The organism is Streptomyces sp. V1I1 (assembly GCF_030817355.1).
In the GTDB taxonomy this organism is placed as follows: Bacteria; Actinomycetota; Actinomycetes; order Streptomycetales; family Streptomycetaceae; genus Streptomyces.
Genome location: NZ_JAUSZH010000001.1, coordinates 7,503,248 through 7,516,596, shown reverse-complemented (window position 1 = coordinate 7,516,596; position 13,349 = coordinate 7,503,248). Strand labels below are relative to the sequence as shown.

The window sequence follows — 13,349 nt, the reverse complement described above, 5'->3', positions numbered from 1 at the left end:
ACCCCGGGTACCCGTCACGGCGTACGCAAACGTGCTCCGGCCGGCTCGCCGCCCGCGCGGGTCAGGTGCGTTCCAGCTGGGCGAGCAGGCTGCTGTCGAGGTGCGAGAGCAGATCCGCGGGGTCACGGTAGACGGCTGCCGCTCCGGCGCCCTCCAGGTCGGCGCGCGCGATTCCTCCCGAGAGCAGGGCTACGGCGCGGACGCCAGCGTTCGCCGCCGCCTCCATGTCCCACACCGTGTCGCCGACGAACACCGCTTCACCCGCAGAGGCTCCGGCAAGCTCCAGGGCGCGCTGCACCGGATCGGGCGCCGGTTTGCCCTCGGAGACGTCGTCCGCGCTCGCCGTGCCCTCGATGACGTCGTCCGCGTCGACAGCGCGGCGCAGAGCGGCCAGTTCACGCCCTCCCGCGGAGGTGGCGAGGACGATCCGCCAGCCGCGGTTCGCCAAGGTGTGCAGCAGGTCGCGCGCCCCGTCCAGCGGCGCCAGGCGCTCGGCGTACGTGCCGTAGAGAGCCTTGTGCGTGGCGCTGATCTGCGCGTCCTGGTCACGGTCCCTGCCGTCGCCCAGCAGATGCGCGATCAGATGGTCGGAGCCGAGGCCGATCGCCCGGTGGATGGCGTGGGTCGATACCCGGTGCCCGGCCTGGCGGAACGCCTCCCACCAGGTCGTCACATGCAGATGGTTCGTGTCGACGAGGGTGCCGTCGACGTCGAACAGTGCCGCGCGCGCCATGTCGTCCTCGCTCTCCGTGCGCCCTATGGCTTCAGCAGTGTCTTGATCATGCCGTCCCGCTTCTCCTGGAACATCTCGTACGCCTTCGGTCCGTCCTCGAGCGGCATCCTGTGCGTCGCGAAGCCCTCCACGCCGAGCACGTCCTTGTCGTCGAGCAGCGGCAGGATGTCGTCCACCCAGCGCTTGACGTTGGCCTGGCCCATCCGGAGCTGGATCTGCTTGTCGAAAAGGGTCAGCAGCGGCAGCGGGTCGGCCGCGCCGCCGTACACGCCGGACAGCGAAATCGTGCCGCCGCGCCGTACGACGTCGATTGCCGTGTAGAGCGCGCTCAGGCGGTCCACACCGGCGTGTTCCATGACCCGTTCGGCGACGGCGTCCGGAAGCAGGCCGGTGATCCACTGGGCGGCCTTCACGACGGGCGCGCCGTGCGCCTCCATCCCGACGGCGTCGATCACGGCGTCGGTCCCCCGTCCGTCGGTCAGATCGCGGATGGCGTCGCCGAGCCCCTTTCCGTACCTGCGCAGGTCCATCGTCGTGACCCCATGGTGTGCGGCCCTGGCCAGCCGGGTCGGCACCAGGTCGACGCCCAGGACCAGGCGGGCGCCGCGGTGCAGGGCGACGCGGGCGGCCATCTCCCCGATCGGTCCGAGGCCCAGTACGGTGACCGACCCGCCGGGCGGGATGTCGGCGTACTCGACCGCCTGCCACGCGGTGGGCAGCACGTCGGACAGATATACGAAACGCTCGTCGGGAGGCCCGTCCGGCACCTTGATCGGAAGGCTGTTCCCGAAGGGAACCCTCATGTACTCGGCCTGCCCGCCCGGCACCTGGCCGTACAGCTTGCTGTAGCCGAACAGCGCGGCCCCCGTGCCCCGCTCGCGGACCTGCGTGGTCTCGCACTGCGACTGCAGGCCCTGCTCGCACATGAAGCAGTGCCCGCACGAAATATTGAAGGGGATGACGACCCGGTCGCCGGGGGCGAGGGAGGTCACCTCCGGACCTGCCTCCTCGACGATGCCCATGGGTTCGTGCCCGAGGATGTCTCCGGGGTCCAGATACGGGCCCATCACCTCGTACAGATGCAGGTCCGATCCGCAGATGCCGGTGGATGTGACCCGCACGATGATGTCTCCCGGATCCTTGATGTGAGGGTCGGGCACGGTGTCCACCCGCACGTCCCGCTTTCCCTGCCATGTCAGCGCGCGCATGCCGTCCTCCTGTCACGGTGATGGTTCCGGCGTACTTCGGGTCCCCCGCGGGCGTCTCGTTACACGTGGGCTGGGCAGCACGACGACGTGCCGGTCCCCGTTTCATCCCTGCGGATCTGGACACCCGAACGCTCCGAGCACTGGATCAAGGTCACGGAGTACGCCATGAACCCGAACACAGAACTGCGGGTGGTGGTCACCGGGGCCACCGGCAATGTCGGCACCAGCGTGGTGCGGGCCCTGGCGGCTCATCCGCAGGTCGGCTCCGTCCTGGGCCTCGCCCGCAGGATCCCCGAGCTGAGTGTCCCGAAGACCGAATGGGCCACCGTGAATCTGGCCCGGCTGGAGGACACACCTCTGCTCGGGCAGCACTTCGCCGGGGCGGACGCCGTCATCCATCTCGCCTGGCGGTTCCAGCCCACCCACGACCCGGTGGTCACCTGGGAGACGAACGTCCTCGGCTCGCTCGAGGTGTTCAACGCGGTCGCGTCCGCCGGTGCGCCCGCGCTGATCCACGCGTCATCGGTCGGCGCGTACTCACCAGGGCCGAAGGAGGGCCGGGGCGTCGACGAGTCGTGGCCCACCCATGGCTGGCCGGACGCCGCGTACTGCCGCGAAAAGGCCTACCTCGAACGAGTTCTGGACACCTACGAGCGGGACCATCCCGAGGTCCGCGTCGTGCGGATGCGGCCCTGCTTCCTGTTCAAGGAAGGCGCGGCGAGCGAACAGCGCCGCATCTTCGCCGGCCGCTTCCTTCCCGGACCGCTGTTGCGACCCGAACTACTGCCGTACGTACCGGACTTGAAAGGCCTGCGCTTCCAGGCGCTGCACACCGACGACGCCGCGGAAGCCTACCGCCGGGCTGTGCTGCGCGATGTGCGCGGAGCGTTCAATCTGGCCGCCGGACCAGTGGTCGACGCGCGGTCGTTGGGCGAACTCCTCGACGCGCGTGTGGTGCCCGTACCGCGGCAAGCGGTACGGGCCGTGCTGGCCGCTGCCTGGGGGCTGCATGTGGCCCCGGCGTCACCGCACCTGTTCGACGCGGTGCTGCGGCTGCCCCTCCTCGACCCCTCTCGTGCGCATGACGAGCTGGGCTGGAAGCCGTCACACACGTCGCTCGAGGCAATCGCGGAATTCCTGCGTGGAGTTCGCCAGGGCAGTGGCGAACCCACGGCTCCGCTCGTGGGCCACAAGGCGCATTGAACCGGATCTCAAAGGTCGCTCGTTCGCCGGTGTCGAGCAGACCCGGCTCGGCCATGATGCGACCTCCTCACCTCCCACCATTAGTTCAATCTTTAATTATATGGAGAACCGCCCGCACGAGAACCCGCCGACACCCTCGGACGCATTGACGTGCGGGGTCACCCCGGCCATCGCAGGATGGTGCTGTCCAGGGCGTACTGACGCAGGCGGAGCCACCGGCTCCTGACGAGGGAGAACCGCAATGCGCCACTACCCGCCCATCGCAGACCACGGGATGATCGGGGACCTGCAGACCGTCGCCCTGGTGGCGTCCGACGGAGCGATCGACTGGTTCTGCGCCCCGCGATTCGACTCGCCCAGCATCTTCGCCGCCCTTCTCGACCACGAGCGCGGCGGCAGCTTCAGGATCACCGCCGACCACCCGGACGCCCGCGTCACCCAGTTGTACCTCCCCGACACCGCGGTCCTCGTCACCCGCTTCCTCACCGCCGAGGGGGTGGGCGAGGTCGTGGACTTCATGCCGCTGGACACCCCCGAAACCGCGACGGACCGGCACCGGATGTTCCGGGTGATGCGCGTCGTACGCGGCAGCGTGCGCTTCACCGTGGAGTGCAGCCCTCGCTTCGACTACGGCCGCGCCACGCACGCGCTCAAGCTGACCGAGGCGGGCGACAGCGCCCTATTCAGCGGCCCCGGCATCGACCTGCACCTGCAGAGCAGCGCACCGCTGTGGACCGACAACGGCAACGACGTCCAGAGCACCGTCACGCTCCAGGCGGGAGAGACCGCCGCGGTCGTGCTGACCACCTGCGCCAGCGGCGGGGAGCCACCCGAGCCGCTCGGCCGCGCAGTGGCGGAGGCCACCTGGCGGTCGACCGTACAGTTCTGGCACGGGTGGCTGCGTACCTCCCGGTACCGCGGCCGCTGGCGGCAGACCGTGAACCGCTCAGCCATCACGCTCAAGCTGCTCACCTACGCCCCCACGGGTGCCCCGGTCGCCGCCGCCACCGCCGGACTGCCCGAGCAGGTCGGGGGCGAGCGAAACTGGGACTACCGCTACACGTGGATCCGGGACGCCTCGCTGTCCGTAGGGGCGCTGATCGACCTGGGTTTCACCGAGGAGGCGGACGCCTTCCGCCTCTGGCTCGGCGGGCGGCTGGCCGCGGGCGCGACCGGCTCCGGCGAGCCGCTGCAGATCATGTACCGGGTGGACGGGGACCCACACCTCGGCGAGGAGGTCCTCGACCATCTGGAGGGCTACCTCAAATCCTCCCCCGTGCGCATCGGGAACGGCGCGGCCGATCAGCTCCAGCTCGACATCTACGGCGAGGCGGCATTCGCCCTGATGCAGTCCGGCGGCATCGCGGAAACCGGCGGCTTCGAGGGCTGGCAGGCCATCGCCCGCGTCCTGGACTGGCTGGCAGACAACTGGGACCAGCCCGACGAGGGCATCTGGGAGACCCGCGGCGGCCGCAAGGACTTCACCTACAGCCGGCTGATGTCCTGGGTGGCCTTCGACCGCGGCGTCCGTCTGGCCCGGGAGTACGCGCGCCCCGCCGACCTGGAGCGCTGGACCGCCACCCGCGACGCGATCTTCCTCCAGGTGATGGAGCGCGGCTGGAGCGAGAAGCGCCGGGCATTCGTCCAGCACTACGACGCCGACGTCCTGGACGCCTCGCTGCTGCTCATGCCCCACGTCGGGTTCGTCGCGCCGAAGGATCCGCGCTGGCTCGCCACTCTCGAAGCCATGGACCGCGAGCTGGTCTCCGACAGCCTCGTCTACCGCTACGACCCGTCCGCGTCCCCCGACGGGCTGCGGGGCTCCGAGGGCACGTTCACCCTGTGCACCTTCCACTACGTACATGCGCTCGCCCGTGCGGGCCGGGTCGACGAGGCCCGCTACGCCTTCGAGAAAATGGTCACCTACGCCAACCATGTGGGCCTCTTCGCCGAGGAGATCGGCCCGACGGGAGAGCAACTGGGCAACTTCCCCCAGGCGTTCACCCACCTTTCGCTCATCACGGCGGCGATGGCGCTGGACGACGCACTCGACAAGGCCGAAGCCCGGGAGCCGTAGCCGACTCGTGAGCTATGTTTCACGAGTGGGACGAGAAGGAGGCACACCGGTGCCATCAGGGCAGCAGGCACGAGCGCAGGCGGCTGCGATCACGCCGGGACAGCAGTCTCCGGACACCGAGGCGGCCCCCACGGACAGGGTCCTCGCACTGTTCGGCGGCCACCGGCTGTCGCCCGCCCAGCGGCGCATCGCCCAGTACCTGGTCGACCACCTCACCGAAGCGGCGTTCCTGTCGATCACGGAGCTCGCGGAGCGCGTGGGTGTGAGCCAGCCGTCGGTGACCCGCTTCGCCTCGTCCTTGGGTTTCAGCGGGTTCCCCGCGCTCCGCGAGGCGCTCCAGCCCATCGCGCTCCAGCGCGGTCGCCCGTCACCCGGACACGCGCGAAGAGATCCGCCGCAATGAGCTGCAGGCCGCCGTCGACGCCGAGATCGAGAACCTGGAGAGCCTGCGGCGCCTGCTCGCCGACCCCAACCAGATCCTCGGCGTCGGCCGCGAACTTGCCCGGTCGACGCCGCTGACGATTCTGGGCCTGCGGATCTCGGTGTCCCTGGCGGAGTACTTCGCCTACGCGGCGAGGCGGATCCACCCCGATGTGCGCCTGGTGACCCGCGGGGGGAGCGTCGCCTACGACGCGCTGCTCCAGTCGCGGGAGGCGGGCGGGACATGGGTGCTCGCCTTCGCGATGCCGAGGCACGCGAATGAGACCCTGGCTGCGATGCGGGCCGCCCGCAGGACGGGGCTGCGCGTCGCGCTGATCACCGACCTGACGCTCGGGCCGCTGGTGGACGAAGCCGATGTGGCGCTCACCGCGGGCACCGGATCCCGGCTCGTCTTCGACTCGTATTCGGCGCCGGGTGTGCTGTCCGCAGCCGTCCTGCAGGCCATGGCCGACGCGGATCCGGGGCGTACGCAGGTGCGGCTCGAGGGGTATGAGCAGGCCGCGGAACAGCACAACTTCTTCCTCGAGGACTGACGCGGACCGCGTGCAACGGTTCGGCCACGGCATCACAACCCGTGCATGAAATTTTTCATACCCTTGCTTACTCAACGGTATATATATTTACTGCACCTGGTGACCGCCGGTGTGCCCCGAAGTCGCGAGCCAGTCTCAGCCCTTCCCGAAGGAAATTCCGCAGGCCACATGACCGAACACCCAGGGACGACGCTCCCTCCTCACGTCGCCCCATGGTGTTCCACCCGGGCGCTCCGCTTCCCGCGGACACCCGTGGCGGCCCCGGTCAACCCCTGGGCCGGGGCCGCCAAAAAGCTCCACCCTCAGAGCCCGCACGCATCGCATCCGGAAGGGACGACGATGTCCTCCCAGATCTACACACCGCTCAGCCCGGACTGGCCTTGTCAGGTCAAGGCCCCCGGCAGCCACGACTGGGAGCGCACTGCGGCACGCTGGCTGCGAGACCTCCTGCCGGCCCGCTACGCCGGTTACTCGACGCTCACCCGCCACCACATCCTTCTCGCCCGCCATGCGCAGCTCCAGTTGCAGCACGAGATCCGGGCCGTGCGGGTCGCGCTGCAGACCAGCAGGGCGGAGCTGCCCACCCTCGGAGTGTCCGACGCGATCATCGAGAGCACCATCAGGCTGTACGCCATCGAGCTGGAGCAGCTCAACCGGCTGGCCCGCGGCGTCCGGCTCATCACCGATGCCCTCCTGGCGGGCACGGATGTCCAGCGCAGGCGGTCTCACGCCTAGCGTTCGGCGCAGGCGGTCACACGCCTATGAGCGCGTCAACCTCCACTCCCCTGCCTCACCCCGGCAACCTGCGGCTCCACGGGGGTTCACCGCGCGCGGCTCACGCGGGTCGGCTACCTTCATTACGGCCGACGGCCTGCCGGGCGCGGATCGTACTTCTTCGACGCCCCAGGGTCAGGCAAATCGGCTGATTTGAGCGCTACCAACGGCGCCCCCGTCCACCATGCTGGGCGGGGGCGCCGTTCCGGGCTGTGAGCCGCTGGCAACGGGAGGCAACGGGTGTCAGGTTTGGTGCAAGCCCCCGACCGCGACGGGAAGCTGGCATACGAGGAGTGGGGGGACCCCAAGGGGTACCCGGTAATCCTGCTGCACGGCACGCCCGGCAGTCGGCTCGGGCCCCGGCCCCGGACCTTTGACCTGCACAAGCTCGGGATCCGCCTGATCGCCTACGACCGCCCGGGGTACGGGGATTCGGACCGCCACCCCGGCCGGAGAGTCGCCCACGGCGCGAAGGATGTCGCTGCCATCGCCGACGCGCTGGATCTCGAGCAGTATTCGGTGGTGGGCCGCTCCGGCGGGGGGCCGCACGCACTGGCGTGTGCGGCACTCAACCCCGACCGGGTGGCGAGCGCCGCCGCGGTGGTCACGGTGGCGCCGCCGGACGCCGAAGGCCTGGACTGGCTGGTCGGCATGGCCGATTCCAATGTGATGACGTACAGCATGATGGCCCAGCACTCGCCGGATCTCACCCAGGTGGGCGCACTTCTCGCGCGCAACGCCGACGCCATCCGAAGAAACCCGTCCTCCCTCCTCAGCTCTCTGACGGGGGAGATGCCCGATGTGGACCGTCTGGTCGTCGAGGATGCCGGGATCCGTGACCTGCTTCTGCTCAACTACCTTTCCGCCGTCGGCGAGTTGACCGGACGAGAAGCGGAGCTGGAGGATCCTCCGGAGCCGGCGGGCTGGGTGGACGATCTTGTGTCCTTCCGCGAGCCGTGGGGCTTCGGACCCGAGGACATCGAAGGTGTACCGGTCCTGCTCTGGCACGGCGAGCAGGACGTCTTCTCCCCCGTCAGCCACTTCCGCTGGCTGGCGGACCGGATTCCCGGAGCGACCGCCGTACTGCAGCCCTCGGCCGCCCACTTCGCGGCGCTGCCGGCGCTGCCGCGGATCCTCGCCTGGGTCCGCGACAGCGCCGTGTGACAGCTGCGCTCAGATCGGGTGCGGCTCCAGTTCCAGACCACTGCGCTGCCAAGACCGAAGAGCCACCGTCTTCGGATGGTCGGCGCCGAGCCGTTTGATCATCTCGGCCAGGGCCTCGTCGCGCCTCGCCTCGGCCGCACTCTGCTCACCGAGTTCCCGCAGCAGTACGGCGAGGTTGCCCGCGCACACCAGCCCGGCGGGGTGGCTGGACTGCAGGACTTCTCGCAGCTGGTCGAAGACCGCTTCGTACGTCCTGCGGGCCTCCTTGCGACTCCCTTGCTCCGCCTGCGCGTTGGCGAGGTTGACCCGGCAGACGAGCACGTGCGGGTGGTTCTCCCCGAGGAGTTCGGCGAACGCGGCCACCGCCTGCTCCGCGAGAGCCTGGGCTTCGGCGGCCATACCGGCGCCCAGCAGGTGCACCGCGTAATTCGCTGAGCAGGCGACGGTGTGCGGGTGGTCCTCGCCGAGGCTGCGCCGGAGGTCGTCCAGCACCGCGCGCCCCAGCTCCAGGGCCTCGGCCGTCCGGTCCAGCGCCATGAAATCGCTCGCCAGGTTCATCTTCAGCAGCAGCCGCTCCGGGGAATCGCCGCCCTCGCCATCCGGCGTGTACTTCAGGACGTTGCGGGTGAGCTGCTCCGCCTCGCCCGGCCGTCCCGCACGGCGCAGCGAACCGGCCAGCCCCTTGACCGTGTTGAGGACGGTCGGCGCGCCCTCGGTGAGTTCGAGGTTGCGCAGGCAGCGGTCATGAGCCTGCTTGAGCAGGCTGACGGAGCCCGCATAGTCGCCGCACTCCCGCAGATCACGCCCCAGGTTGACGGCCGACTCGATGGTCAGGGGATGGTCGGGGAGGAGGATCTCCTCACGGGTCTCGAAGGTCTTGCGGTCCAGATCGCGTGCCGCGTAGTAGTCGCCGGAAACCGACAGGGAGACCGCGAGGTTGTTGGCCGCGGTCAGCGTGCGCGGGTGGTCATCGCCGTAGACGGCGCTGTATCTCTGATGGGTCTCCCGGTCGTACGCCAGCGCTTCGTCGAAGCGGCCGAGACCACGCAGATCGGCGGCGATGCTACTGGTCGTCATGAGGACGTGCTGGTCGTCCTTGTCGCCGAGGACGGCGAGCTGCCGCTCCAGAACTTCCTCGTCCAGGGCCAGCGACTCGTCGTACTTGCCCTGTGCCCGCAGGATGTTGCCGATCTGGAACTTCATGTGCAGCATCCAGCGCTCGTCGGTGTCTCCCGCCGCGCTCCACTTGGCCACGCACTTCTGGCAGCGCTCCATGGCCTGTGCGAATTCCCCGCGGCGGCGCAGCTGGCGGACCCGGTCGACGAGAAGCTCTCGGACACCGTCGTCGGGCGTGGTCATTGCCCAGGGCGTGCCCAGGTGCGGCCAGAGGATCCGGTACTGGTCCCAGGTGTTGGGGTCCTCCGGGTCGTCCTTCCCCGGCCGGGCCGCGACCAGCGCGCGGTAGACCGTTTCACGTGCTTCCCGCTGCTCCTGTTCGGTCATGCTGTTACGCATGGAGAGCTGGACCAGCCGGTGTACCTGGACGCTTCTGGCCTTGCGGTCGACGCGGATGAGGGCGAAACGGCTCAGCTCCTGGTAGGCGCGGGACACAGTCCGGCTGCCGCCCAGGGTCCGGGCGATCTCGACGCCTTCCAGCAGGTCCATGGAGATGGGCTCGGGGCTGAAATACGAGCACAGTTGGAGCAGCCGTACCGCGGGTGGGTAGTTCTCCCTCAGTCGCCCGATGGCGAAGTCCCAGGTGCCGCCGGTCGCGTTGGTGAGATCGGCGATCTGGTCTCCGTGGCCGCGGTCTTCGGCGCCGGCCGTCGGCACCTGGAGCAGCCTGATGTACTCGCGGGCGCTCAGGCCGGTCTGCTTGATGCCGGCCGCGGCCTGCTCGACGGCGATGGGCAGGTCGCCCAGGGCTTCGGCGACCAGGTTGGCCTCCTCCGGGCCCCAGTCCGGGAGCCTGCGGCGCAGGTGGCTGACGCTCTCGGGGCGGCTGAAGACGCCGATCTCGACGGTCTCGGCGTAGCGGCCCCAGCCTTCGGAGCGCTGGCTGGTGATCAGGACGTGTCCCGAACGCCCGCTCTTGAGGATGTCGGGCAGGTTCCCCGCCTCGTCCGCGTTGTCGAGGATCAGCAGCCAACGGTGGTACGGCTCCCCCAGGTCGAGGGCTTCCCGTACCGCTCGCGCCGTCTCGGTGAGATTCTTCCGCTCAGGCAGGCGGAGCGACCGGGCCATCGCCGCGTACTGCTCGACGGCGAGGTTGGGCTGCTCGGCCTGAATGTGCCACACGACGTCGTAGTCACCCTTGTAACGGTGTGCGAATTCCTGCGCGAGGAGCGTCTTTCCGACTCCGCCCATGCCTCTGAGGAGGATGGCTTGATTCCCTGTCCGCAGCCGCTCTCTGATGGTCTCAAGGAGTTCGGTGCGGCCGGTGAAGGAGGTTGTGCGCAACGGAACCGACCAGACGGGCGGCTCGGCGCCCGGATAGCGCGGAGCCAGCCGGTCCGGGCCGGTGAAGTGGGCGCGGGGCTGCGGCAGGGGAGCTGCGTCGAAGGCCCGCAGCAGGATCTCCCTGGCGGCCTCCTCGGTGTCGCAGCGGGTGAGGTCGGCGAGTCGCTCGGTGAAGGGTGCGCTCACCGGCACATCCTCGATCCGTACGGGCACCAGGTGCCGGCGGTTGCCGAGCTTGTCCGGCGAGAAGACCGTCTCCCATGTCGTCCTGAAGCGGGAGGAGCGGAGATAGGCGCCGGACAGCACGGCGAGAGTGTGGGAGGTGGACTCCACGCCGCGTTCGGTCTCGGTCTTGAGCCGGGCGCCCTCGTCGGTGCCCTCCTGGGCCAAGTGCACCCGGAATTCGGCGGCTTCGAGCACGGCACGGATCCAGTCGGCCCAGGTGCGGTCCTGCGGGACGTAGCTGATGTACACGTCGGACACGTCGAGGGGCCGGCGGCGGGTGTACTGGTCGAGATAGCGCTGGCGCAGCCCCTCCTCCATACGCGGCATCGAGGTCACCTCGCCGTCGGAGACGACCGCGGTGAGCCGTTCGTAGGCGGCGAGCAGCGAGGAGGGATTGCCGGGGGTGTCGCGGAAGGGGGCCAGCAGTTCCTCGTACGAGTACGAGGGCCGGTAGGGGATCTCGACCTTGCCCCAGTAGTCGTGCGGGGCGATGGTGCTGTGCCGGCCGAGGATCCTGCCGAATCGCAGCCGGATCTGGCCACGGGCGGCGTCGAGCCGGTCGGCCTGGCCGTTGGTGTCCTCGACCCGCATCGGTACGGGCAGGATGCGGATGCTCCGGAAGCTGTACATCGCGTCGATGCGCTCGGCGACCGCGGCCGCTCCGTCGATGCTCTGGCTGCTGGGGGTGAAGCAGGTGACCAGCGTGTGCGGCAGATTGACGGTGCAGATGTCGGAGATATCGCTCAGGCCGGTCCGGCTGTCGATGAGAACGTAGTCGTAGTTCTGGACGAACTCACACTTGAGGGACTCGATGAATTCCGTCGCCAGCGGGCCGTCCATGAACGGCTTCCAGTCGAACTGCGAGAAAGCGCTCAGATAGCCCTTGTTCTTGGTGCCGGCCGGGAGGTAATCGAGCCTGCCGTTCTCGGGGAATGCCCAAATGACCGGAATGACACAGTGGTTGAAGCGGGCACGTTCGGCGACCCATGCCTCGTCGACGACCGTGCCCCGCTCGTGGGTGTCCCAGCCCGGGTACTGCACCTCGGCGAGCCGCTGCTGCTCCAGCAGCGCCTGACTGAAACGGCTGACGAGGTCGAGCACACCGGGTGTGGTGAGGAGCTTGTCCTGGTCGAGGAAGGGATGCAGGAAACGGTCGAGGCCAGGGGCGTCGAGGTCCCAGTCGACCACCAGCACCCGTTTCCCGGACGACGCGAGGATCCAGGCGGTGTTGGCGAGTGCCATCGTCCGTCCCGTACCGCCCTTGTACGAGTAGAACGTGATGATCCTGCCCGCGTCCTCGCCGGTCATGGCCTGGCCTCCGCGCCGCCCTCGTCGGTGCCGAGTCCGTCGGCACCGACCCCCGGCAGTCTCCCCGCCGTTGCGCTCCGCGGGGACGATTGCGGCTGAATGTACCTCAGATAACGCATGTAGGCGGACTCCGCCAACTCACCGAACCACAAGGCAAATGCGTCGGCCGTGACAAGGCCTCGCACAGCGAACTGCTGTCCCATTCTTCCCTCCCTCAAATAGCGGGGGAAAGCGGATTCCAGAAGTCCGCGTAGCCGTTCGGAATGTTCCTTGGTCTGCGGGTCGTCGTCCGCGAGTGCGGTCAGCACGGCTGTCCACGGCCGGTGGGCCTCGTCGAACGCACGGGCCTGGCGGGCGATCTTGGCATCGTGCAGCGCCCAGGGGTCCACAACGAGGATCCAGGGCGCGGCCGGTGTGTCCGTGCTCCGCAGTTCCACGAGGGTCTTGTCGAACGACACCACCTCGGGGTCGAAGCCCAGATTGCGGGCCAGCTCCGTGACCTGCTCAGCGACCGGACCGCCCGCCACCGGGCCGTACGGCCGCCAGTCGAGCGGACGCGGGCCGTAGCGCGCGGCCTCACGGCCGAGCGGCAGCCGCTCCTCGGACGGGGCCAGCACGGTGATCCGCAGCGGTGGGCTGGGCGGCGTCGCCGCGAACGCGTCCGGCAGCCGGGCCAGTCCGGCCGGATCGAGGGGGCCCGGCGCCCAGGTGCCGGGCGCCGCGGCGGTGGCGATGCGCTGCGCGAGCCACTCGGTGACCTGGAGGGCCCGGCCCTCCTCCAGGTCCAGCAACTGGTGAAGCCCCATGGCCGCGTAGGCCTCCTCCGCGTCGCCTGTTCCTTCCGGGACCGCGGGGGTGTCCTGGACCGCCGTCGGCACCGAGGCGGCCGGATAGGGCGTCCACAGCACGGGCACGATCCGGGGAGCGGTCCCCGGCGCGGTCCGGTTCGTGACAGCGGTCCACTGACGGCCGCACAGCGAGTCGGTGAAGTACCGCTTCGAGTACAGCGGGACGAACACCCGACAGCCGGTCAGCGCCCGTACGGACTCTTCCCCCGGGGTGCCTGGCTGCTCGACGAAACCGGCCTTCGCCTTCGGCACCCCGGCGTGCGCCGCGACTCTGTCCCGCAGCTTCTCGTAGAAGTCGAAGACAAGCCTGTCGGGGTCGTGCCCGGTGCGCCGGTCCCCCGGGATCCGTGCGTAACTCAAGAAGAAGAGCGGCAT

At 69.4% G+C, this 13,349-nt stretch carries 8 protein-coding genes and 1 pseudogene; 5 read left to right on the top strand and 4 right to left on the bottom strand.

Annotation, left to right across the window (positions count from 1 at the left end; genetic code table 11):
- Window positions 1-61: 61 nt before the first annotated feature.
- Together QFZ67_RS35255 and QFZ67_RS35250 are read right to left on the bottom strand one after the other, a co-directional pair.
- Window positions 62-733 carry an HAD family hydrolase gene (locus QFZ67_RS35255; RefSeq protein WP_307665096.1) on the bottom strand — a complete coding sequence of 224 codons (672 nt, stop codon included), beginning with the start codon at window positions 731-733 and terminating at the stop codon, window positions 62-64.
- Between the two features lie 23 nt (window positions 734-756).
- Window positions 757-1,941 carry a zinc-dependent alcohol dehydrogenase gene (locus QFZ67_RS35250; protein WP_307665095.1) on the bottom strand — a complete coding sequence of 395 codons (1,185 nt, stop codon included), beginning with the start codon at window positions 1,939-1,941 and terminating at the stop codon, window positions 757-759.
- A 165-nt stretch (window positions 1,942-2,106) separates the two neighbouring features.
- Between QFZ67_RS35250 and QFZ67_RS35245 the strand changes: the two genes are divergently transcribed.
- From QFZ67_RS35245 to QFZ67_RS35225, 5 genes and pseudogenes are all read left to right on the top strand, one after another.
- Window positions 2,107-3,144 carry an SDR family oxidoreductase gene (locus tag QFZ67_RS35245; RefSeq protein WP_307666085.1) on the top strand — a complete coding sequence of 346 codons (1,038 nt, stop codon included), beginning with the start codon at window positions 2,107-2,109 and terminating at the stop codon, window positions 3,142-3,144.
- 241 nt (window positions 3,145-3,385) lie between these two features.
- Complete coding sequence (locus tag QFZ67_RS35240; protein WP_307665093.1) at window positions 3,386-5,221, top strand: glycoside hydrolase family 15 protein; 1,836 nt, start codon at window positions 3,386-3,388, stop codon at window positions 5,219-5,221.
- Window positions 5,222-5,270: 49 nt separating this feature from the next.
- A pseudogene (locus tag QFZ67_RS35235) lies at window positions 5,271-6,195 on the top strand (MurR/RpiR family transcriptional regulator).
- A 339-nt stretch (window positions 6,196-6,534) separates the two neighbouring features.
- Window positions 6,535-6,930 carry a hypothetical protein gene (locus tag QFZ67_RS35230; protein ID WP_307665092.1) on the top strand — a complete coding sequence of 132 codons (396 nt, stop codon included), beginning with the start codon at window positions 6,535-6,537 and terminating at the stop codon, window positions 6,928-6,930.
- A gap of 291 nt (window positions 6,931-7,221) precedes the next feature.
- The gene (locus QFZ67_RS35225; protein ID WP_307665091.1) at window positions 7,222-8,133 is read left to right on the top strand and encodes an alpha/beta fold hydrolase; all 912 of its coding nucleotides are present in this window, start codon (window positions 7,222-7,224) and stop codon (window positions 8,131-8,133) included.
- Window positions 8,134-8,142: 9 nt separating this feature from the next.
- Here the strand turns inward: QFZ67_RS35225 and fxsT are convergent, their stop codons facing one another.
- Both fxsT and fsxC read right to left on the bottom strand, forming a co-directional pair.
- The gene (fxsT, locus tag QFZ67_RS35220; RefSeq protein WP_307665090.1) at window positions 8,143-12,126 is read right to left on the bottom strand and encodes an FxSxx-COOH system tetratricopeptide repeat protein; all 3,984 of its coding nucleotides are present in this window, start codon (window positions 12,124-12,126) and stop codon (window positions 8,143-8,145) included.
- The gene (gene fsxC / locus QFZ67_RS35215) at window positions 12,123-13,349 is read right to left on the bottom strand and encodes an FxsC protein (RefSeq protein WP_307665089.1); all 1,227 of its coding nucleotides are present in this window, start codon (window positions 13,347-13,349) and stop codon (window positions 12,123-12,125) included. Before fsxC ends, fxsT begins: the two co-directional genes overlap by 4 nt.